Origin of the sequence: Sinorhizobium chiapasense, from assembly GCF_045277575.1 — a bacterium.
Lineage (GTDB): Bacteria > Pseudomonadota > Alphaproteobacteria > Rhizobiales > Rhizobiaceae > Ensifer > Ensifer chiapasense_A.
This window is the reverse complement of sequence record NZ_CP144206.1, coordinates 368043-389486: the sequence shown is the minus strand read 5'-3', so window position 1 is coordinate 389486 and position 21444 is coordinate 368043. Positions and strand designations below refer to the sequence as shown.

The 21444-nt window shown below is 63.2% G+C and carries 19 protein-coding genes; 14 read left to right on the top strand and 5 right to left on the bottom strand.

What is annotated here, in order from left to right; genetic code table 11:
• Positions 1-50: 50 nt before the first annotated feature.
• Positions 51-1142, bottom strand: a complete 1092-nt coding sequence (locus tag QM996_RS20700; RefSeq protein ID WP_334198738.1) for a DUF930 domain-containing protein — start codon at positions 1140-1142, stop codon at positions 51-53.
• A gap of 374 nt (positions 1143-1516) precedes the next feature.
• Between QM996_RS20700 and QM996_RS20695 the strand changes: the two genes are divergently transcribed.
• The 4 genes from QM996_RS20695 to QM996_RS20680 all read left to right on the top strand — a co-directional run bounded on the left by QM996_RS20695 (position 1517) and on the right by QM996_RS20680 (position 6115).
• Positions 1517-2560 (top strand): amino acid ABC transporter substrate-binding protein, encoded by a 1044-nt coding sequence (locus tag QM996_RS20695; protein WP_334197939.1) that lies wholly within the window; start codon positions 1517-1519, stop codon positions 2558-2560.
• Between the two features lie 14 nt (positions 2561-2574).
• Positions 2575-3765 carry an amino acid ABC transporter permease gene (locus QM996_RS20690; RefSeq protein ID WP_334197938.1) on the top strand — a complete coding sequence of 397 codons (1191 nt, stop codon included), beginning with the start codon at positions 2575-2577 and terminating at the stop codon, positions 3763-3765.
• Positions 3762-4835: an amino acid ABC transporter permease gene (locus QM996_RS20685; RefSeq protein ID WP_334197937.1), complete on the top strand. Its 1074-nt coding sequence runs from the start codon at positions 3762-3764 to the stop codon at positions 4833-4835. The genes QM996_RS20690 and QM996_RS20685 overlap by 4 nt, the downstream gene beginning before the upstream one ends.
• A 71-nt stretch (positions 4836-4906) precedes the next feature.
• The gene (locus QM996_RS20680) at positions 4907-6115 is read left to right on the top strand and encodes a TIGR03862 family flavoprotein (RefSeq protein WP_334197936.1); all 1209 of its coding nucleotides are present in this window, start codon (positions 4907-4909) and stop codon (positions 6113-6115) included.
• A gap of 56 nt (positions 6116-6171) precedes the next feature.
• Here the strand turns inward: QM996_RS20680 and QM996_RS20675 are convergent, their stop codons facing one another.
• The 3 genes from QM996_RS20675 to QM996_RS20665 form a co-directional block, all read right to left on the bottom strand.
• Positions 6172-7986, bottom strand: coding sequence for an ABC transporter ATP-binding protein (locus QM996_RS20675; protein WP_334197935.1), 1815 nt, complete (start codon positions 7984-7986; stop codon positions 6172-6174).
• A gap of 397 nt (positions 7987-8383) precedes the next feature.
• Entirely contained in the window at positions 8384-9022 is a 639-nt protein-coding gene (locus QM996_RS20670; RefSeq protein WP_334197934.1) for an NrsF family protein, read from the bottom strand.
• Between the two features lie 2 nt (positions 9023-9024).
• On the bottom strand, positions 9025-9561 hold the full coding sequence (locus tag QM996_RS20665; protein WP_334197933.1) for a sigma-70 family RNA polymerase sigma factor: 537 nt from the start codon (positions 9559-9561) through the stop codon (positions 9025-9027).
• Between the two features lie 220 nt (positions 9562-9781).
• Between QM996_RS20665 and QM996_RS20660 the strand changes: the two genes are divergently transcribed.
• From QM996_RS20660 to QM996_RS20630, 7 genes are all read left to right on the top strand, one after another.
• Entirely contained in the window at positions 9782-10105 is a 324-nt protein-coding gene (locus QM996_RS20660) for a BufA1 family periplasmic bufferin-type metallophore (RefSeq protein ID WP_334197932.1), read from the top strand.
• Positions 10106-10212: 107 nt separating this feature from the next.
• The gene (bufB, locus tag QM996_RS20655; protein ID WP_334197931.1) at positions 10213-11139 is read left to right on the top strand and encodes an MNIO family bufferin maturase; all 927 of its coding nucleotides are present in this window, start codon (positions 10213-10215) and stop codon (positions 11137-11139) included.
• Positions 11126-11929 (top strand): HvfC/BufC family peptide modification chaperone, encoded by an 804-nt coding sequence (locus tag QM996_RS20650; RefSeq protein ID WP_500270463.1) that lies wholly within the window; start codon positions 11126-11128, stop codon positions 11927-11929. Before bufB ends, QM996_RS20650 begins: the two co-directional genes overlap by 14 nt.
• 7 nt (positions 11930-11936) lie before the next feature.
• Positions 11937-12449, top strand: coding sequence for a DoxX family protein (locus QM996_RS20645; protein ID WP_334198736.1), 513 nt, complete (start codon positions 11937-11939; stop codon positions 12447-12449).
• 179 nt (positions 12450-12628) lie between these two features.
• On the top strand, positions 12629-13237 hold the full coding sequence (locus QM996_RS20640; RefSeq protein ID WP_334197930.1) for a helix-turn-helix transcriptional regulator: 609 nt from the start codon (positions 12629-12631) through the stop codon (positions 13235-13237).
• The gene (locus tag QM996_RS20635) at positions 13234-14211 is read left to right on the top strand and encodes an ornithine cyclodeaminase family protein (RefSeq protein ID WP_334197929.1); all 978 of its coding nucleotides are present in this window, start codon (positions 13234-13236) and stop codon (positions 14209-14211) included. The genes QM996_RS20640 and QM996_RS20635 overlap by 4 nt, the downstream gene beginning before the upstream one ends.
• Complete coding sequence (locus QM996_RS20630; RefSeq protein WP_334197928.1) at positions 14208-15170, top strand: pyridoxal-phosphate dependent enzyme; 963 nt, start codon at positions 14208-14210, stop codon at positions 15168-15170. Before QM996_RS20635 ends, QM996_RS20630 begins: the two co-directional genes overlap by 4 nt.
• Positions 15171-15226: 56 nt before the next feature.
• Here QM996_RS20630 and QM996_RS20625 read toward each other — a convergent pair whose 3' ends face one another.
• On the bottom strand, positions 15227-16168 hold the full coding sequence (locus QM996_RS20625; RefSeq protein WP_334197927.1) for a LysR family transcriptional regulator: 942 nt from the start codon (positions 16166-16168) through the stop codon (positions 15227-15229).
• Positions 16169-16279: 111 nt separating this feature from the next.
• Between QM996_RS20625 and QM996_RS20620 the strand changes: the two genes are divergently transcribed.
• From QM996_RS20620 to ade, 3 genes are all read left to right on the top strand, one after another.
• Positions 16280-18079, top strand: coding sequence for an adenine deaminase (locus QM996_RS20620; protein WP_334197926.1), 1800 nt, complete (start codon positions 16280-16282; stop codon positions 18077-18079).
• Positions 18080-18137: 58 nt separating this feature from the next.
• Entirely contained in the window at positions 18138-19538 is a 1401-nt protein-coding gene (locus tag QM996_RS20615) for an NCS2 family permease (protein WP_334197925.1), read from the top strand.
• A 75-nt stretch (positions 19539-19613) separates the two neighbouring features.
• Positions 19614-21410: an adenine deaminase gene (gene ade / locus QM996_RS20610; RefSeq protein ID WP_334197924.1), complete on the top strand. Its 1797-nt coding sequence runs from the start codon at positions 19614-19616 to the stop codon at positions 21408-21410.
• Positions 21411-21444 lie beyond the last annotated feature (34 nt).

The window sequence follows — 21444 nt, the reverse complement described above, 5'->3', positions numbered from 1 at the left end:
CCAGACGGCATTTACGCAAAGCAGGTGTCCCACGCTTGCGGCTTGAAGGCTCAGTTCACCGGCAGGCGCCGTTCTTCCCAGGTCGTCCTCGGCACGATGCCGCCGATGGCGATGCTGAAGGAAATCACCTCCGTCGCGTCGTCGTTGACAACGCATTTGAAGTCGACGTCGTACCAGTCCGACTTGCTGCGGTAGGCGCCACCACTGGCATCAAAACGGTTCTTCGAAATGAAGCCCCCCCTCGGACCGAAAGGGACGAGACCTTCCGGCGGGGTATTCGGCCTCTGATTACGGATCTGCTCCAGCGCCTCGGTATTGCAGATCTGGCGGATGCGCGTCTTCACCGGGAGATTGATCAGTGCCTGCTTCACCCGCGGATCGGCGATCGACTTCGCCGAATAGAGTTCTTTTGCTTCGGTCAACTTGCTTGGGATCGGCTTGAGGTCGACTTTTGCAGCCACATCTGCCGGCTCCGTCTTCGGCTTTTCTTTCGGCTCCGCTTGCTGCTTGGCCTCGGCCGCCTTCGAATCCTTCGCCTCAGCCACCGTCACCGGAGGCTTTTCGTCCGATTTTTCCGTGGCAGTCTCCGATGATTTCGCCGGGACGGCCAGCGTCGGCAGCGGCTTTTGCTCCTTTACCGGTGCATCTTCCTTCTTGGGCGGCACCTTTGCCGGTTCGTCCGCGGCCTTCGCCGGTTCTGTGGCCGCCTTTGCCTGCTCCGACGCGTCGGGCTTCTTCTCAGCCGTTTGCGCGGCCGGCGGAAGTTCGGCTTCCTTGTTGTCCTGCTTGGTCTTGGCCATCGCCGACGCGAAGGATTGCGGCAGTTGCTGCGCGGGCTTCGACTGCGGCTTTGTTTGGGGCTGCGGTTTGGGTTGCGGCTTGGGCTTCGGTTGCGGTTTCGGCTGTTCGGCCTTCTTCTCCTCGCCCTTCTTCTGCGCAGCCTTTTTCTGTTCGGCCTTCTTCTCTTCCTTTGCCTGGGGAGGAGGAACGAGTTCGACGTTGACGGTCTGCTCCTTCGGAGGCTTCGGCAGTTCGAGCGGCAGATCGAACAAGAGCAAAAAGGCGACGATGAGATGCAGGGCGACCGATGTCGGCGCGCCCCATCCTACCCGTTCCCACCATTTTTCCGCAAAGAGCCGCATTGCCAACGAGATAAACCAATCGATGGGCGGAACCTAGGAACTTCCGCCGATCTCAACAAGAGGCGCAGTCCCGAGGACCCGGCAACCCGGACGCACGGCTCCCGGCCGATCGGACCACGTCCCACGACGCGGGAATGTGGTCTCGCCTGTCGCAAGCGGGACGACGCAATATAGCCGTCTTGCTTCGACCCGACCTCCCGCTTGTCAAAAACGTTCCCGGCAAAAACGGGACGGCGAAATCTGTTTCGGCCCGCGCGCCAATTTCGCACAAAAATACCTATTACATAATTTCTATAGATTTAATTATCTCAGGACGCAGCGGGCGCTTCCGTCCTGCATGCGCAGCGACATTCCTTTCTGGCTTGGGGGCCTCAATGCAGCGACATTTCACTCACCGAAAACTTTTCACCAAAGCCTTTGCCGCAACGGCAGCGCTGGCGGCTGGCCTGATCGCCACGTCAGCGCTTGCCGGCGAAACGCTCGACAAGATCAAGGCACGCGGCGTGATCAAGGTTGGCGTCGGCACGACGCCGGGTTTCTTCTCGCCCGACAGCAGTGGCCGCTGGCAGGGCTTCTTCGTCGATTTCGGCCGCGCCATCGCCATCACCGTCTTCAACGACGCCGAGAAGGTCGAATTCACCAACTCCTCGCCGCAGCAGCGGCTGCCGGCATTGCAGTCCGGCGAATTCGATATCCTGCTTTCCGGCGTCACCCAGACGGTGAGCCGCGCCTTCAAGCTCGGCTTCCACTTCGGCCCCGTCGTCTTCTATGACGGCCAGGGCCTGCTGGTGCGCAAGGATCTCGGCGTCACCAAGGGCGAGGAACTGGACGGCGCGACGATCGGTGTCCAGAGCGGCACGACCGGTGAACTCAACATCGCCGACTTCTTCCGCAAGACCGGCAAGGCCTTCACGCCAGTCACGATCGAGGAAACCGGCGAGTTCCTGAAGGCGCTGGACTCAGGCCGCGTCGATGCGCTGACCCAGGACGCGACCGATCTTGCCGCCAAGCGCACCCAGCTTTCAAAGCCCGACAACTACGTGCTTCTGCCGGAGCGCCTGTCGAAGGAGCCGCTGGCACCGGCGATCCGCGCCGGCGACGACCAGTGGCTCGAAATCGTCAACTGGACGGTCTATGCCACGATCCAGGCCGAAGAATTCGGCATCACCAAGGACAATGTCGACACGTTCCTGAAGAGCGAAGATCCGGCAATCAAGCGCTTCCTCGGCGTTGACCCATCGCTTGGCGAAGCGATCGGCCTCGATCCGAAATTCGCCTATAACATCGTCAAGACGGTCGGCAATTACGGCGAAATCTTCGAACGCAATGTCGGCAAGGGCACGCCGCTCAATTTCGAGCGCGGTTACAATCAGCCCTGGACCGCGGGCGGCTTGCTCTATTCGCCGCCGTTCCGTTGAGCCGGGTCTTTCCCATGACACGTTTCCTCCAACCGGGCCCTTCGGGGCTCGGACCCGTCTTACGCCTGCGCACCTGGATCGGGCCCCTGCCGCTGCAGCAAAGCGTGCTCTTCATCGGCGTGCTCCTGCTCCTCGCGGTGTTAGGGCAGAACACAGCCGACAGCATGCACCGCATGGGACTGACGCCGGGCTTCGCCTTCCTCTCCCATCAAGCGAACTTCGAGATCGGTGAAAGCGTGCTTTCCTATTCCGCCGGCGACAGTTATGCCCGGGCGCTTGCGGCCGGCATCACCAACACGGTCAAGGTCGCAATCGTCGGCTGCCTGCTTGCAACCGTGCTCGGCGTCGCGCTCGGCATCGCGCGGCTCTCGGGCAATTTGCTGCTTGCCAGCTTCGTCCATGGCTACGTCGAGCTTTTGCGCAATACCCCGCTGTTGCTGCAGCTCTTCCTGTGGAGCGCGATCATTCATGCGCTGCCGCCGCCGCGCGGCGCCTACACCTTCCTGGGCAGCGTCTATCTCAGCAATCGCGGCATTTACCTACCCTCGCTCTCGATCGAGGGGGTACCGACCATAGTCTGGCTTTCGACGGTCGTACTGGCTGTCCTCGCCGCGGTCCTTCTCTGCCGTCGACTTTTCGCACGCTCAGCCTTCTATCTTCCGAAATCTGCCGGTGCCGCACTCGCCGCCCTTGCCCTCTGCTACCTCGCGCTCACCTCCCTTGGCTTCGCGGCCTCTGTCGAAATTCCCGCCAAGGGCGGTTTCAACATTCGCGGCGGCCTGTCGCTGACGCCGGAATTCGCTGCGCTGCTTGTCGGCCTCGTCGTCAATGCCTCGGCGTCGATTTCGGAGATCGTGCGCAGCGGCATCCAGTCAGTGAAATCGGGCCAATGGGAGGCGGCTCGGGCACTCGGGCTGAAGCCGGCGCAGATCCTGCGCCTCGTCGTGCTGCCGCAAGCTCTTCGGGTCATCACGCCGCTGATGATCTCGAGCTTCCTGGATCTCACGAAGAATTCGAGCCTCGCGGTCGCGATCGGTTACCCCGACCTCGTCAGCGTCGCCAATACGACGGCCAACACGACCGGACAGGCACTGGAAGCGATCATCATCATCGGCGCCGTCTACCTGACCATCAGCCTGTCGGTATCGGCGGTCATGAACCTCTACAACCGGCGCGTCGTTCTGCGCGGAGAAGGAAAGCGATGAGCCAGATCGAACTTGCGCCCCCCGTCGCGCCCGATTGGCACCGCTGGCGCCAGGGGCTTTTCAACGGCTGGGCGAACGGCCTCGTCACGCTTGGAACATTTGTGACGATCCTCTGGCTGTTGCTTCCCTTCCTGCGGTGGGCGGTCATCGACGCGGTCTGGACCGGTACGTCGGCCGATTGTGCTGAGGAAACCGCCGGCGCCTGCTGGGCCTTTGTCGGCACAAAGCTTCGTTTCATGCTTTTTGCCTTCTTCCCACCGCCACTGCAGTGGCGTCCGACATTGGTCGTTGCCTTCATCCTGACGCTGCTCGCGGTCTCCGCCCTTCCCCGCTTCTGGAGCTTTCGCCTCGTGCCGGTCTGGTTGCTGGCTCTTCTCGGTACCTGGCTCATGATGGCGGGCTCGGCCGGCATGGAACCGGTCTCGACCAATCACTGGGGCGGGCTGCCGATCACGCTCACCGTCTCGATCGCCGGCCTCGCCTTTGCCTTCCCGATCGCGCTCCTGCTGGCGCTTGCCCGCCAGTCCGACATGGGCATCCTGCGGTGTCTGGCGATTGCCTTCATCGAAGTGCTGCGCGGCGTGCCGATGATCGCCATCCTCTACGTAGCGATACTGATCGTGCCGATGGCACTGCCGAGCGGCGCCGCGATCGACAAGCTGCTGCGCGCCCAGATCGGCGTTACCCTGTTCTTTTCCGCCTATCTCGCCGAAGTCATTCGCGCGGGTCTCCAGGTCGTTCCCGTCGGTCAGCGGGAGGCGGCCCTGTCACTTGGCTTGAGCAGAGTTCAAATGCTGCGCCTCGTTGTCCTGCCACAGGCGCTTCGCGCCGTCATTCCAGCCATCGTCAACTTGTCGATCGGCATCGTGCTCAATACCTCGCTGCTCGCCGTCATCGGTATCTATGATCTCCTGAATGCAGCCAAGACCGCGGCAACCGACCCTGTCTGGCTCGGCTTCTACAGCGAGGCCTACATCTTTGCGGCCCTTGTCTATTTCGCGATCTGCTTCACCGGTTCGCGCTACAGCCTATGGCTCGAAAGGAAGCTCAACGCTTCCAATCGCCGCTGACCGCGGGGTTGCGCGACGGCCGTCGCCGGGCCAAGAGTGCGCGGGAGTGGATTCGACGACCGGGAAGGCGCATGGGGAAGAAGCAGATCGCCGTTATCGGCGGCGGGCCAAGCGGGCTGATGGCCGCCGATATGCTGGCTGAGCGCGGCCACAGCGTTACGGTCTACGACGCCATGCCGACGGTCGCGCGGAAGTTCCTGCTTGCCGGCAAGTCGGGCCTGAACATCACCCATTCCGAACCCTATGCCGTCTTTGCCGAGCGCTTCGGCAAAGCGTCGCCGCGGCTGCGCGCGGCCCTTGATGCGTTCACGCCCGACGATATCAGGCAATGGGCCGCCGCTCTCGGAACGAAAACTTTCGTCGGCTCGTCAGGCCGTGTCTTCCCAGAGGTCATGAAGGCGTCGCCGCTGCTGCGCGCCTGGCTCAAATCGTTGGAAGATCGCGGCGTCCGGATCCTGACCCGGCACCGCTGGACAGGCTTTGAGGGAAACGAACTCGCCTTCGATACACCCGATGACAAGAAGCTTGTCAGCGCTGACGCGACGCTGCTCGCGCTCGGTGGCGCCAGCTATCCACGCCTCGGATCTGATGCCATCTGGCTTCCCTGGATGGAAGAAAGGGGTATTGCCGTCGCTTCCTTCCAGCCCGCCAATTGCGGCTTCGATGTCGACTGGAGCGAAACCTTCCGCGATCGTTTCGCCGGCGCAGCGCTCAAGGGTGTCACCGCGACATCCGAAGCGGGCACCGTCCCGGGCGAATTCGTCGTCAGCATGAGCGGCATCGAAGGCAGCTTGGTCTACGCCCATGCAGCCGCGCTCAGAGACCGCCTTGTGGGCGGGGAACGGGCCGATCTGGTGGTCGATCTCGCCCCCGGACGAACCGCCGAGCGACTGGCGAAGGATCTCGGCCGCTTTGACAGCAAAACCAGCTTCGCCAACCGCCTGCGCAAGGGGGCCGGGCTCGAAGGTGCGAAGGCCGCGCTGCTGCGCGAACTTGCGCCCGAAGCCGCGCGGATGAGCCCCCCGGATCTCGTTGCCATGATCAAGGCGCTGCCGATCCCGCTGCGATGCCCGCGGCCGATCGCCGAAGCCATCTCTTCGGCAGGTGGAGTTATGTGGGATTCGATCGACGACGGCTACATGCTGAAGGCCCTGCCCGGCACCTTCGTCGCTGGCGAAATGATCGACTGGGAAGCACCGACCGGCGGCTACCTGCTGACCGCCTGTTTCGCCACCGGCCGCGCCGCCGCGCGCGGCATCGACCGTTGGCTTGCTCAGTAGATATGAAATCCGCCGCGCCCACATCAGGCGCGGCAAATAGTTTGGCAGACGACATCTTACTGGTCGTTCAGCACCAGTCCTTTGGTCAGTTCCAGCGCCTGGCGCTCGAAGAGACCGCGGTAGATGCCGCCGTCGAGACGGATCAGCGCATCGTGCGTGCCCTCCTCCGCGATCCGGCCGTGATCGAAGACCAGCAGCCGATCGAGCGCCCGCACGGTCGACAGGCGATGCGCGATCACCAGCGTGGTACGCCCGAGCATCAGCCGTTCCATCGCCTGCTGGATCAGCACTTCCGATTCAGAATCGAGGCTCGAGGTTGCCTCATCGAGAATCAGGATCGGTGCATCCGCCAGGAACGCGCGTGCAATGGCGATGCGCTGGCGCTCGCCGCCCGAGAGCTTCACGCCGCGCTCGCCCACCAGCGTGCCGTAGCCTTTCGGCAGGGCCGTGATGAAGTCGTGCGCGCTCGCAAGCTTCGCCGCCTTCTCGATCTCGCTCTGCGTGGCGCTCGGCCGCGCATAGGCGATGTTTTCCGCGAGCGAACGATGGAACAGGATCGGCTCCTGCTGGACGATCGCGATCTGCTGGCGCAGTGATGTCTGCGCCACCGAGGCGATGTCCTGGCCGTCGATCCGGATCTGCCCGGACTTCAGGTCGTGCAGACGCTGGATCAGCTTGACGAAGGTCGTCTTGCCCGAGCCGGAATGCCCGACGAGGCCGACACGCTCGCCCTCCCGGATCGTCACCGAGAACCGGTCGTAGAGCGGCTTGCGGTGCGCACCGTAATGGAACGTGACGTCCTTGAACTCGATGCGACCGTCGGTGATCCGGATCGGCTTGGCATCGGCCCTGTCCTCGATACCGAGCGGCTGGCCATGGATGTCGACAAGCTCTTCCATGTCGTTGATCGAGCGCTGCAGGTTGCGGATGTGCTGCCCGACTTCACGCAGGTAACCCTGCAGGATGAAGAACGAGGTGAGCACGAAGGTGATATCACCCGCCGTTGCCTGCCCGCGCGCCCACAAAAGCAAGGCGAAGCCGATCACAGCCGCGCGCAGGACAAGCAGCATGGCCCCCTGTGTCGTGCCGTTGGTCGTGCCTCTAATCCACGTACGGCGCGTACGGTCCCGCCACTTGGCAAGCACCTTGGCAAGGCGGGCATCCTCCCGGCCTTCGGCACCGAAGCCCTTGACGACGATATTGCAGCTCACCGCGTCGGCGAGCGCGCCGCCGAGCTTCGTGTCCCACCGGTTGGCAAGGCTTGCCATCGGCGCGACATAGCCGAGCGAAAGCGCGATCGTCATCAGGATGAAGACGATCGAGCCGATACCGATGATGACACCCATCATCGGCCAGTAGAACGACATCAGCACCGTCGAACCGACCAGCATCACGACGGACGGGAAGAGCGCGACCAGCAATGTGTCGTTCAGAAGGTCGAGCGCCCACATGCCGCGCGTCACCTTGCGCACCGTCGAGCCGGCGAAGCTGTTGGCGTGCCAGTCGGTCGAGAAGCGCTGTATGCGGTAGAACGCCGCCGAGGCGATGTCGGCCATCATCTTGAGCGTCAGATCCGTGACGCCCAGGAAGGTGAGGTGACGCAACAGGATCGCGCCGAGCGAGAGCGCCATCAGCATCCAGAATGCGGCGATCGCTGCATTCCAGGCGAGCTCATCTGTTGCCGCACCGGAAACGACCGCATCGACGAGCCGGCCCGAATAGAGCGGCGTCAGGACATCGGCGAGCGTCGACAGGAGGACCATGCAGAGGATGATGCTGATCCTGATCGGCTGCGCCTTCCAGTGAGACCAAGTGAAACCAAGAACGCTGCGGAACGCGCCGCCGCGCAAGGCGAAACGAGTAAAAGCCATAATATTTGCCCGATGCGCGACGCATCGGCCTCAAAAAGATTCAGAATGGATTATGCCGTGAAAAGGAACCCAGCTTCCGATGCGGCATCATTGGCTTGGCAATATTCTCTGGAAGAGAACGGCCAAGGTCAGCGAAACGAACTCTGACCCGGAAAAGACGGAAAGGCGAAGGTGCCCTTCTGCGTCCAGCTCAGAACTGCACGCCGCCCCGTAGGGAGAAAGAAAAAGCTGGCATCTTTTGAAACCTCCCTGATTGGTTGCCGGAAGAGGAGCTATAAGCGAATCGCGCGCAACCGCCAAGTGCAGAAATCTTGCCATGGCGCCAATCGTCGCGGCTGCGTCCCGGATGCAACAGTCGCAGAAACACCCGACGGCGTGGCTTCTGCCCGCGACCTTTCTACCAGCGGATGAGCCAGCGGGCACCGAGGGCCCCGAGCAGTGCGAGGCCAAGGACCGCAATCGTGTACCAGGTCGCGACGAAGAGCGGTGAATCATCGGGGCAGTGCGCTGCATAAAACGTGGAGGCGATGCCGCCGGCAGCAAGGCCCGCCAGTGCACCGGATAGCGCCGGACGCGATGGAGCGCCGTAGCGCAACGCCAGCAGGAAGAGCCCCAGCGGCGCCAACCCGATCAGCGGAATGAAGGTCAGGCAAAGCAGGCTGTTGGTGCCGACGAGCCTCGTCGCCCAGGCGTCCCGCGGCACCGCGAAAAGCTCGAGCACGACGCCACCGACCACCAGCGCCGGCGCAATTGCGAGATAGGGCAGCAGCTTGCGCAAATCCGCTTCAGGCCAGGCCGCGACGCGCATGGCGAGGAAGGCGGCAGCCGCCAACGCCATGGTGACGACGAACTTGAACAGGAAGCGCACCGTCTCCGCGGCGATGGCGATGTCCGACCGTGGTCCAAGCAGGATCGAGAACACGAGCCCGGCGAACACCAGCGCGCCGGCACAGGTGGCGAACCAGACGGCATTCATCGACAATCCGGGCCGCCTTGTATCCGCGGCAAGAGCCTTGATCAGGTCGTTCGTATCCATGTTCAGTCTCGTCCAAATCGACGGGCGATTGCGGCAAGGCCGCGATGAAGCGCCACGCGAACCGCCGTTTCATTCATATCCAGCCTCTTCGCCGTCTCGGCGACGGAACAGCCTTCGATCGAGATCGCGTTGACGACCGAACGCTGCCCCGGTGCGAGGCCCTCGAGTGCCCGGCCGATCTCCCAATCGCAGGCCTTTTCGGTTTCGGCGCTCGCAAGCGTCTCTTCAAATTCCTCGATGCCAACCGTCGGGCGGCGGGCCTGTCGCCGGACGGCATCGACGAATTTGTGCCTGGCGATCGCGTGAAGCCAGGGGATAACAGGGGCATCGTTTCGCCAGGTGTGGCGCTTGACGTGCACCGCCAGCAAAGCCTCCTGTACGATGTCTTCGGCATCAATGCCGCCGCCAACGGCCCACCGTCGCGCCCAACTGCGGATCAGGACCGCGACGTCACGCAGGAAGTCAGCATAGGCCTTCTCGTCTCCGACCATAGACCCGCGAAGAAGTCCTGCCAGATGTTCGTCGTCCGCGCCGCTCAACCGCGCCTTTCCTTCTCATTCGCCGAACCCGGGCGTTCGTTACACCTTCATCCCAAAATTCGCAGCGCCTGTCAGCCGGCTGGCATCAACGAGACCGCTCGCGAAGACATCACGAAAGCGTGTTGCCAAGGTTATGTAACGCCACCCGTCTCCGCGACGAAAGACCCGATGTGCGCCCGAGACAGGACGCACAGGAACAGTTCAACACGGAGAAAGAATGATGTCCATGAAGTCCACGATCAGCAGTGCAATGCTGGCAGGCGCGGTGGCTGCGGCCCTGTCATCGCTCGCCGCCGCGGCACCACTCACCAAGGCACAGGTCAAGGCCGCGATGGATGCCGGCAAGGAAAAATGTTTCGGCGTCGCCCTGAAGGGCCAGAACGATTGCGCTGCCGGACCGGGCACGACCTGCCAGGCCACTTCGACGGTCGACTATCAGGGCAACTCCTGGAAGTTCGTCGATGGCGGTACGTGCACCACCATGCAGCTTCCGGGCGGACGCAAGGGCTCGCCGGAGCCGCTGAAGCGCGACCTCCCGTCCTGAGCCGATCCGATGCGGGCGGAAGGAGGAACGCCCTCCGCCCGGACACGGCAACAGCGGTCGCGCAATCCGGCGCGACCGAACGCGGAAAACCAGCAACAGGATTGGTAATGAGCACTTCAGCAGCACGTCCCGATCAGTTCGCTTCGGCAAGCCAGCGGTTTCCCAGGCATGAGATCGATGGCCTGGCAGGCACCAGCTTCAAGCACCAGCATCTGCAGGCAATCCTTGCGGATGACGCCCCCGGCGGCTTCTTCGAAGTCCACGCGGAAAACTACATGGGCGCCGGCGGTCCGCCGCATGCGGCGCTGGCCCGGATCCGCGAAGACTTTCCCGTTTCGCTGCATGGCGTCTGCATGTCGATCGGCGGGCCGCAGCCGCTCGACAAGGCGCATCTCGGGCGGTTCAAGGATCTGGTCCGACGCTACGAACCGGCGCTCCTCTCCGAGCATCTCGCCTGGTCGACCCATGAAACCACCTACTACAACGACCTTTTGCCGCTGCCCTACACCGAAGCCACGGTCACGCGCGTTGCCGCGCATATCGACGAGGTCCAGCAGGCGATCGGCCGGCCATTGCTGCTCGAAAACCCCTCGACCTACGTCACTTTCCGGGAATCGACGATGAGCGAAACGGCGTTCATCCGCGAACTGGTGAAACGCACCGGCTGTGGATTGTTGCTCGACATCAACAACGTCTTCGTTTCCGCCACCAACCAGAATTATTCCGCGCTCGACTATCTGAGCGACTTTCCGTTGGACCATGTCGGCGAAATCCATCTCGCCGGGCATGCTCAGCAGCAGGATGACGAGGGTGAGTTGTTGCTGATCGATAGCCACGACGGACCGGTCAGCGATGCCGTCTGGAAGCTCTTCGACACCGTCATCGGCCGTAGCGGCCCGATCCCGACGCTGATCGAATGGGACAGCGCCATTCCCGACTGGCCGGTGCTGAAGCGCGAGGCGGCGGCCGCGCAGCTGATCCTCGACCGTCATTCCCAGGCATCCTCACGGGAGAAGTTCCATGCAAGCGCGTAGCAAAATGCCCGCTGCGTCGCTCGACGAGACCGAGAACTACGCCACCGAAATCGCGCCGGTGCTTCTCGATCCGGAGCGTCAAACGCCGGTGCTCGTTTCCGGCCCAAACGGCAAGGCGGCCGTGAAGCGCTTCAACGTCTATCGGAACAATGTCACCGTCAGCCTGATCGAGGCGCTGGCGGCGACCTTCCCGGCCACGACGCGCATTACCGGCGAAGTCTTCTTTCGCGCCATGGCCCGTTTTCATGTGCGGGAGACACCACCGACTTCGCCGCTGCTCTTCGAGTACGGCCGGGATTTTCCAGATTTCATCGCACGCTACGACCATGCACGGTCGATGCCCTGGTTGGCCGATGTGGCGCGGATCGAACGGGCCTGGCTCGACGCCTATCACGCCGCCAATGCGCCAGCTTTGACGCCCGCGGCACTCGCCTCCGTCCCGCCTGACCGGCTCGGCGACGTCGTTTTCGAGGCACATCCGGCAACCAGGCTTGTCCGTTCCGATTATCCGGCCGTGACGATTTTTGCTGCCAATCGGGCGAGTGGTCGGGTCGGCCGGATCCGGGCCTCGGCGCCGGAAAGCGCGCTGATCACCCGCCCCGAATTGGAGGTAGCTGTCAGCCACCTGATACCGGGAGCCGACATTTTGCTCGACCGGCTGCTCTCAGGCGTTCCGCTTGCCGCAGCGGCAACGGAGGCAGCAAGCCATTGCCCCACACTCGACCTCGCCACCGTCATCGCAACGGCGCTCGACGCCGGCGCCTTCACGGCCATTCACCACGGAGGATGAAAACATGATGTCCGCATCCAGTTCACCGAACGGCATCAACCGCGCGGACCTGTCGCACTGGGCCCGTCGCGCAAACCAGGCCGTGAGCATGCTTGCCCCACTTTGGCTTGCCCAGCTCGTCCTGCGCTTCGGCCTCGCAGTTCCGTTTTTTCGCTCAGGCATGAGCAAGTGGGACGGCTTCCTGCAGCTGAACGACGTCGCCGTGCTGCTGTTCAGCTCGGAGTTCCAGCTGCATCTTCCCGGCGGTCCCTACCCCTATCCGGCCCCAGCCGCCATGGCGTTTGCTGCCGGCTCGGCCGAGATCATGCTGCCCATCCTGCTGGTGTTCGGCCTGGCAACCCGCTTTGCCGCGCTCGGTCTCCTGATCATGACGGCAGTCGTTGAGCTGACCGTGCCGGATGGCTGGCCGATTCACATCACCTGGGCGGCGATGGCACTTGGCCTCATGGCCTCCGGTCCCGGCAAGTTCTCGCTCGACCATATGCTCCGCGCGTGGCGCGGCGGCACTCACAATGGCTGAGACCCACCCCGGCGCCTGGAATCAGCGCCCGGCGTCGGGGCAGTGGCATAGGATGCAATCGGCGGCGTGCGAACCTCGCACGCCGCTGTCGCTTTTTCCGAATATTCATACAAAAAATCCAATATGGACAATTTAGTCTACCCGTGATTTAACGGCCTCCAATCGAGAAAGGGAAGGCCGTGAACCCGGAACTCCGCCCGCATGTCCTGGTCTGCGACGCGATTGCATTGCTGTTCCAGCCCTACGCCGAAGCCGTGCTGCACGACCTCGCAACCGAAACCGTCGTCCATATCTCCGGCAATTTCTCGAAGCGGGAAATCGGCGAACCCTCACTGCTCAGCGAGATCGGCTTCAAGGAAGCGGACGGGATCATCGGTCCCTACGAGAAGGTCAACTGGGACGGCCGCCCGATCAAGGCGATCAGCGCCGTGCTGCGCGACAGGACGGGCAAAGCAATCGGCGTGCTCTGCATCAACGCCGACGTCTCGGATTTTCACGCCGCACTGCGCACGCTCAACGCGCTTGTCCGCGTGCCGGCCAGCGACAAGCCGGCGAGCCTGTTCAAGGAGGACTGGCACGAGCGCGTCAACGAATATGTCCAGCAATGGACGGCTACCCGCGGACTGACGATCTCGACCATGAGCCGGGCCGACAAGCAGGCGCTGGTGATCGCGCTTTCCTCCGATGGCGCCTTCGGCGGCAAGAATGCCGCCTCCTACATCTCCCGCATCCTCGGCATGGGTCGGGCGACCGTCTACAAATATCTGAGCAAGGACAGCGCGCAATGATCGTCGTCGACCGTGAAAGACTGGCCCGGCTGCCGTTGCTGACGCTCGCTGCTCCAGCAATCCGCGAAGCCTACATCGCCGTGACCGACGGCCGCGCCAACCTGCCGCCGGTCGGCTACCTACCGCTTTCCGGCCGCAACGCCGATTGCCACATCAAATACGGCTACATCGAAGGCGATCCGATCTTTGTCGTGAAGATCGCCGCCGGCTTCTACGACAACCCGGCCAAGGGGCTGCCATCGAGCTCCGGCATGATGGTTGCGGTCTCCGCCGAGACTGGAGATGTGATCGCCGTGCTCGACGACAGGGGGTTGCTGACCGATCTTCGCACCGGCATCGGTGGCGCGATTGCGACCATGGCGCTCTGGCGCGGCGGCGCCCGGAGGATCGGCATTGTCGGCACCGGGACGCAGGCGCGTGTTCAAATCCGGGCGCTCGCCGCGCTCTCGGACCGTCCGCTGCACTTCACGGTCTGGGGGCGGTCGCCGGAACGTGCTCAGGCCGTGCTCACCGACCTGGCGGATCTTGATCTTTCCATCGCGGCGACAACCGACCTGGAAACATTGTGCCGCCAGTCCGACGCGATCGTAACGACGACACCGTCGAAAGAACCGCTGATCCGATCGCAATGGATCGCGCCGGGCACGCATATCACCGCCATGGGCGCGGATGCTCCCGGCAAGCAGGAACTCGATATCGCGCTTGTTGCGCGTGCAGATCGGCTCGTCGTCGATCTCGCCGATCAATGTCTCGACCATGGCGAGCTCTCCGCAGCGGCAGGCGCAGGGCTGATCGCCAGAGACTGCTGTATCGCGCTCGGCGCAGTTCTTTCCGGTGCATCCGAAGGCCGGCTCTCGGATGGGGATATCACCATCGCCGACCTGACGGGGATCGCCACGCAGGACATCGCCATCGCCCGCACCGTGCTCGATGAACTTGGCCTGCTCGGCCGCTCGCAAGGAACAACCCCATGACGAAAGACGTCCTTGAAACGGCCGCGCGCTCCGTCAGGGCGCGCCGGCGCATCCGACCCTTCATCTATGAGACGCCGCTGATCCCCTCCCGCACGATTGGGCATCAGACATCCTCGACAGTGCTCTTCAAGGCGGAGAACCTGCAGTTGACAGGTTCGTTCAAAATCCGCGGTGCTGTCAGCAGGATGACCTCGCTGCCGCGGGACCAGCGGGTCATCACCGCCTCCTCCGGCAATCACGGCATCGGTGCCGCCCATGCGGCCAGCGCGATCGGCCAGAAACTGACCGTCGTGCTGCCCGAGATCGTCAAGTCGGCGAAGCTCGAGCGCATCCGTTCCTATGGCGTCGACGTCATTCTCCACGGCGCCGAGACCGGGCTTGCCGAGCAGCATGCGCAAGGGCTGGCCGCATCGGAAAGGCTCGCTTACGTCTCGCCTTACAACGACCCTGACATCATTGCCGGACAGGGGACGATCGCGCTCGAATTGCTGGAACAGGCCGAGCGCATCGACAATGTCTTCGTCGCCATGGGCGGCGGGGGACTGATCAGCGGCATAGGCTCGGTACTGAAGAGCTTCAGTCCGCACACCCGTGTCGTCGGCATTTCGGCCGCCAACTCGGCGGCGCTCGCCGCTTCCATGAGAGCCGGCCGCGTCGTCGAGACGGACCATCTCGACACGCTCGCCGAAGCGGTCGCCGGCGGTCTCGATGACGACAGCCTGACGCTCGGGCTTTCGATGGCCGTGGTCGACGAGGTCGTGACCTGCACGGAAGCGGAAATCGCAGCGGCGATGCGCGACCTGCTTCTCGGCGAGCACATGCTGGTGGAAGGTGCGGCCGCCCTTGCGCTTGCCGGCTTCCGGCAGGTAGCCAAAAAATGTGCCGACCAGACCAATGTCATCCTGCTCTGCGGCGGCAATGTCGACGGCGCCAGCGTGCTGCCGGCGCTGCTCGGCTAAGGAGCACTTATGACAATTCCGGACGGAAAGTCGTTTCGCGCTTTCCTGGGATTGCTCTAAAGACTGACCCGTTCCACGTAGTAGCGCGGAATCTTCACCCGGTCCCGGTCGCGATAGAAGTCGATGCAGAAGTCGACGAAGGCCTTGAAGCGTTGCGACACGTGCCGGCGGCGCGAATAAATGAGGTTGATCGCCGTTTGCGGCGAACGCCAGTCGGGAAGCACCGGCTCCAGCAGTCCGGCCTGCCGCTCGGTCTCGACGAAGAAGTCGGGCAGATAGGCGATGCCCTCCCCTGCAACGGCAAAATACTTGATCGTCCAGTAATCGTTTGTGGTGCAGGTCGCCGTCGGCAGCAGGTCCACCTCGTCCTCGCCGGGTTGCGTCAGATACCAGGACTGTAGCCGCGTCGGCTGGCGGAAGACGAGGCCGCGATGGCCGGCAAGCTCATCCGGACTTTCCGGCTGACCCTGGCGCGCGATGTAGTTCGGACTGGCGAAGAGGCCGTAGGACGAGACCGAGAGCCTGCGGCTGATATAGTCGACATCAGAAGGCTCGCCCCAGTGGAAGATACCGTCGAGCGCCTGCTCGGCGACATCGGAAAACGGCTGGCGCGAGGAGAGAAAGACGACATCGAGATTGACCTGCGGATATTGCTGGCGAAAGGCATAGAGCAGTTCCGACGTGATCGTGGTGCCGAATTCGCCGGTCGAGCCTACCCGCAGCGTGCCCGCCACTTCCTGGCGCATCTCCGCCATGGCGGTTGCCGCGTCGTCACAATTCGACTGGATGAGCCGCGCGTAGCGCAGGAACTCCGCCCCCGCATCAGTCACGTGCAACTGATGTCCTTCACGAACGAAGAGCTCGATGCCGAACTCGTCCTCCAATTGCCGGATCTTGTGACTGAGCGTCGACTTCGGCAACCGATAGCGACGTGAAGCCGCTGAAATCGAACGGGAATCGGCGACCTTTACGAAACAGTCGATGAGTGAGAGGTCCATATTTCGTCCAAAATCTTGGATGATATGTTCAGAAATTAGCCTATTTCGGCCCATTGTGTAAACAGTCTGGAATTGGGAATATTCACTGGAGCTAAGGGAGAAGAGGTTCCAGTGAGCGATATCAGAGAATTCATTCGGGCCGCATCGGGCACCGGCGGCAAGGCGACCCTGGTGATCCGCGGCGGTCGCCTGGTCAATGTCGTCTCGGAAGAGATCTATCAGGCCGACGTTGCCATCTATGGTGAGCGCATCATCGCCGTCGGCGATATCTCCGACTATATCGGTCCCGAATCCAAGATCGTCGACGCAACGGGCAAGTATCTGACGCCGGGCATGATCGACGGCCATCTGCATGTCGAATGCTCGAAGATGTCGGTGACGAGCTTCGCCAAGGCCGTCGTTCCGCTCGGTACGACCTCGATCGTCACCGGTCTCGACCAGATCATCGTCGTCGGCGGCCCCGATGCTGCGCGCGAGTTCCTCGACGAAGCGAAGGAGACGCCGCTCAAAGTCTTCTGGGGCGCCCCCTGCAAGACGCCCTACACCATGCCGCGTTCGACGGTCGGCCACTATTTCAGCCCGGCCGACCACCAGGCGACGCACCACTGGCCGGAATGCGTCGGCATTTGGGAAACCGTGCGCGAATTCATCCAGGAGGAAGACGCCGACGTGCTCGCGGCGCTCGAACTTGCGGAGAAGAGCCGTCTGCCGGTGCTCGGCTGCTGCCCGATGACGCGCGGCGCGCGGCTCAACGGCTACCAGCAGTCCGGCGTGCGTGCCGACCATGAGAGCTACACTCCGGAGGAAATGCTCGAAAAGCTGCGCGCTGGCATGCATGTCGTGGTGCGCGAATCCTCCATTTCCCACTTCCTCGCCGACAACCTGCGGATCGTCACCGAGATGGGCGCCAAGGCGCTCCGCCGCATCAGCTTCTGCACCGACGACGTGGTGGCGAGCGACATCCTGAAGCGCGGCCATCTCGACAACATGGTGCGCATGGCGATCGCCATGGGCATTTCACCGATGGCGGCGATCCAGATGGCGACGATCAACGGCGCCGATGCGCTCCGGATCGACGACAAGGTCGGCTCGATCTCGCCCGGCCGCGCCGCCGACATCCTGCTCGTCAACGACCTTCGTAACTTCAACATCGAAACGGTCGTCGCCAAGGGCGAGGTGGTCGCCCGGAATGGCAAGATGGCGATTGAGCTGACGCCGCCCGGGCGTAGCGCAGCTCTTCTCAATTCGGTGAAGGTCGCGCCGCTTCAGCCCGGCGATCTGAAGGTCGCTTACGATAGCGCCGGCGAGACGGCGGAAGCGATGGCGATTGCCGTCACTCCGGAGAAGATCTTCGTGCGCACCCGCCGCGACGTGACACTTTCGGTCAAGGACGGCCAGATGCTCGCCGATCCCACGAAGGACGTGCAATACGTGACCGTTATCGAACGCTACGGCAAGACGCGGAACCGCCCGGTCGCCTTTGCCTCCGGCTTCGGCCTCAAGGAAGGCGCGATCGCCAGTTCCACCGCGCCCGATGACAACAACATCATCTGCATCGGCGCCGATCTCGAGGACATGCGCATCGCCATCAATCACCTGATCGCCAACAATGGCGGCCAGGTCGTGGTCCGAAACGGCAAGGTCGAAGCCTTCCTGCACCTGCCGATCGGCGGCATCGTCTCCGACATCGAGCCGGCCGAAATGGCGGTACTGGAAGATCAACTCGACGACGCGGCCCGCGCACTCGGCTGCCCGCTGCCCTGGCCCTTCATGTACATGTTCGTGCTGCAGATCACGGCGATCCCGGAATATGCGATCACCGATCTCGGTGTCGTCGACTGCGTCAGGCTCAAGGTGATCTCGCCGTTTGCGCCCGCAAGCGGGGATGAGCGCGCCGTCGCCGCGGAATGATGCCTAGGAGGGGGCCGGCCATGCCGGCCCCCTTCGTCGTTTAAAAAAGGGGAACAAGATGAACTACCAGAACAAGACCGTGGAGGCGGCACCAAGGCCGGAGACATCCTGGCTCGGCGCTCTTCTCGACCGCTACTTCCAGATTTCCCGGCTCGGCTCGACCGTCCGTACCGAAATCCTCGCAGGACTCACCACCTTTCTCGCCGCCTCCTACGTCATCGTCGTCAATCCCTCGATCCTGGCGCATGCGGGCATTCCGTTTTCGGCAGGCGTAACGGCGACGGTGCTCGTCAGCTTCATCGGCAGCTGCGCCATGGGGCTCTATGCGCGTAGCCCCATTCTGGTGGCACCCGGTATGGGTATCAACGCGCTCTTTGCCTACACCATGGTGGTCGGCGCCAAGGTTCCGCTTGAAATCGCACTTGGCTGCGTCTTCTGGGCCGGCGTGCTCTTCACCATCATGGCGTTCTTCAACCTCCGTCAGACGATCATCGAGGCGATCCCGGTCGATCTGCGCTATGGCATCGCCTGCGGCATCGGCCTCTTCATCGCACTGATTGGCCTGGAAAACGCCAAGTTCATCGTCGCCAATCCCGATACGATCGTTGGTCTCACGCAGTTCAACCCAGTGACGCTTACCTTCATCGTCGGCTTCGTGCTGACGGTGGCTCTGGTGGTTCGGCGCGTTCCCGGCGCCATGATGGCCGGCATGATCCTCACCACGATCCTCTCGATCCCAATCGGCCGCTGGTGGGGAGACGGCAGCGCGTTCTGGCCCGAGACCCCTGATGTCCACACGCTGGTCAACTGGAGCGGTTTCTCCGCCGCGCCGGATTTCAGCTTCGTCGGCCAGATCGATCTCTTGGGCGCCTTGAACCTGATCTACCTGCCCTTTATCTTCGTCTTCCTGTTCACCAACTTCATCGAGGCGCTTTCGACCTTCCTTGGCCTTGCCGAAGCTGCCGACCTCAAGGATGAGACCGGCATGCCGCGCAACATCCGCGAATCCATGCATGTCGATGCGATCGCGGCGCTGATCTCCGCACCGCTCGGAACGAGCCCGGCGACGGTCTACCTCGAATCCGGTGCGGGCATCGCGCAAGGCGGACGAACCGGCCTCGTCGCACTGATCGCGGGTCTTCTCTTCGTGCCCTTCCTGTTTCTGTCGCCACTGCTTTCGCTGGTGCCGGCGGTCGCGACCGCGCCGGTGCTGATCCTCACCGGCCTCTTCATGTCCGAACCCATCAGCAACATCCGCTGGAGCGCGCTCGATGAAGCGATCCCCGCCTTCCTTGCGATCCTATTGATCCCGCTCACCTTTTCGATCACGCTTGGCCTGTCGCTTGCGATCATCGCCTATGTGTTGATCAAGCTGGCCTGCGGCCGGGCCGGCGATGTAAGACCGGTCATGTGGTTCGTGGCCCTGCTTGCCGCAGCGCTCATTGCCCAGACCCAGTAGACCGCCAGCAAATCCTTCGGCGCCCCCCTTCCCAATTGGTAGGGCGCCGACATCGCCCATTCGAAGGAAACTGTCATGCTTCAATCCTGGTCGAAGACCGCACCCGAACTGGTCGACGTCGCCATGGGCCGCAAACCGGCCGATCTCGTGATCCGCAACGGCAAGTGGGTCAACGTCTATTCCGGTGAGATCATTCCCGGCACCGACATCGCCATCAAGGCCGGCCGCTTCGCCTATGTCGGCCCGGACGCCGGCCACACGATCGGCGCTGAAACCAAGGTCGTCGACGCCGCCGGCCGCTACCTCGTGCCTGGCCTTTGCGACGCCCACATGCATGTCGAAAGCGGCCTCGTCACCGTCACCGAATTTGCCCGTGCGGTAATCCCGCACGGCACGACGACCATGTTCATCGATCCGCACGAGATCGCCAACGTGCTCGGGCTCGACGGCGTCCGGTTGATGAACGAGGAAGCCCAGAGACTGCCGATCAACGTGCTCGTTCAGATGCCGAGCTGCGTGCCGAGCGCGCCGGGGCTCGAAACCGCCGGCGCCGAACTTTCCGCCCAAGATATCGCCGAGGCGCTCACCTGGCCGAACATCATCGGGCTTGGCGAGATGATGAATTTCCCGGGCGTTGCCGGAAATGATCCCAAGATGGTGGCCGAGATCGCCGCCACTCAGGATGCGCGCCTCACCGTCGGCGGGCATTATGCCTCGCCGCATCTCGGCCGCGAGTTCCACGCCTATGCCGCCGGCGGACCGGCCGACGACCACGAAGGCACAACCGTGGAGGACGCGATCGCCCGCGTGCGCCAGGGCATGCGCGCCATGCTGCGGCTCGGTTCGGCCTGGTACGACGTTGCGGCCCAGATCAAGGCCGTTACCGAATCCGGTCTCGATCCGCGCAATTTCCTGCTGTGCACCGACGACAGCCATTCTGGCACGCTCGTCCATGACGGACACATGAACCGGGTCGTGCGCCACGCGATCGCTCAAGGGCTGAAGCCGGTGACCGCCATCCAGATGGCGACGCTCAACACCGCTCAGCATTTTGGCCTGGAGCGCGAGCTCGGATCGATTGCGCCGGGCCGGCGGGCCGACCTGATCGTTACCTCTGATCTCGCGGCGCTGCCGATCGAGATGGTGTTTGCCCGCGGCGAACTCATGGCCGAAAGCGGCACGCTCGCGCGCGATATCCCGGCTTACGTCTATCCGGAAAGCGCGCGCAATACCGTCCACCTCGGCCGGATGCTCGCCGCCGTTGATTTCGACATTGCGTCCAACGCACGCGCGTCGCGCGCCCGCGTTCAGGTCATCGGCGTCGTCGAGAATCAGGCGCCGACGCGTGCGCTCGAGGCCGACGTCACGATCGAGAACGGCCTGGTGCAGATGGACCGCGCCAACGACATCTGCCAGATCGCGCTGATCGAACGCCACCGCGGCACCGGCGACGTCGTCAATGCCTTCGTTTCCGGCTTCGGCTATGACAGCGATTGCGCGATCGCCAGCACGGTCGCACATGACAGCCACCACATGATCGTCGTCGGCACGAACAAGGCGGACATGGCCAAGGCAGCCAACAGGCTGCACGAGGTCGGCGGCGGCATCGTCGTCATCAAGGAAGGCCGTGAGCTGGCGCTCGTTGAGCTGCCTGTCGCGGGCCTGATGTCCGATCAGCGGGCAGAGATCGTCGCCGAGAAGGCGGCCGCCATCGTCGAGGCGATGCGCGCCTGCGGCTGCCGGTTGAACAACGCCTACATGCAGCACTCGCTGCTGGCGCTCGTCGTCATTCCGGAACTCAGGATATCCGACAAGGGCCTGATCGACGTCCGGACCTTTCAGAAGACCGACGTGATCTTGAGCGCGCGTTGATCCTCTTTGGAATCGGCCGCCGATACAGGCGGCC

Coding starts and splice junctions, on each gene's coding strand:
- QM996_RS20700 (WP_334198738.1), bottom strand. CDS start 1,142: ATGCGGCTCTTTGCGGAAAAATGGTGGGAACGGGTAGGATGGGGCGCG.
- QM996_RS20695 (WP_334197939.1), top strand. CDS start 1,517: ATGCAGCGACATTTCACTCACCGAAAACTTTTCACCAAAGCCTTTGCC.
- QM996_RS20690 (WP_334197938.1), top strand. CDS start 2,575: ATGACACGTTTCCTCCAACCGGGCCCTTCGGGGCTCGGACCCGTCTTA.
- QM996_RS20685 (WP_334197937.1), top strand. CDS start 3,762: ATGAGCCAGATCGAACTTGCGCCCCCCGTCGCGCCCGATTGGCACCGC.
- QM996_RS20680 (WP_334197936.1), top strand. CDS start 4,907: ATGGGGAAGAAGCAGATCGCCGTTATCGGCGGCGGGCCAAGCGGGCTG.
- QM996_RS20675 (WP_334197935.1), bottom strand. CDS start 7,986: ATGGCTTTTACTCGTTTCGCCTTGCGCGGCGGCGCGTTCCGCAGCGTT.
- QM996_RS20670 (WP_334197934.1), bottom strand. CDS start 9,022: ATGGATACGAACGACCTGATCAAGGCTCTTGCCGCGGATACAAGGCGG.
- QM996_RS20660 (WP_334197932.1), top strand. CDS start 9,782: ATGTCCATGAAGTCCACGATCAGCAGTGCAATGCTGGCAGGCGCGGTG.
- bufB (WP_334197931.1), top strand. CDS start 10,213: ATGAGCACTTCAGCAGCACGTCCCGATCAGTTCGCTTCGGCAAGCCAG.
- QM996_RS20650 (WP_500270463.1), top strand. CDS start 11,126: ATGCAAGCGCGTAGCAAAATGCCCGCTGCGTCGCTCGACGAGACCGAG.
- QM996_RS20645 (WP_334198736.1), top strand. CDS start 11,937: ATGTCCGCATCCAGTTCACCGAACGGCATCAACCGCGCGGACCTGTCG.
- QM996_RS20635 (WP_334197929.1), top strand. CDS start 13,234: ATGATCGTCGTCGACCGTGAAAGACTGGCCCGGCTGCCGTTGCTGACG.
- QM996_RS20630 (WP_334197928.1), top strand. CDS start 14,208: ATGACGAAAGACGTCCTTGAAACGGCCGCGCGCTCCGTCAGGGCGCGC.
- QM996_RS20625 (WP_334197927.1), bottom strand. CDS start 16,168: ATGGACCTCTCACTCATCGACTGTTTCGTAAAGGTCGCCGATTCCCGT.
- QM996_RS20615 (WP_334197925.1), top strand. CDS start 18,138: ATGAACTACCAGAACAAGACCGTGGAGGCGGCACCAAGGCCGGAGACA.
- ade (WP_334197924.1), top strand. CDS start 19,614: ATGCTTCAATCCTGGTCGAAGACCGCACCCGAACTGGTCGACGTCGCC.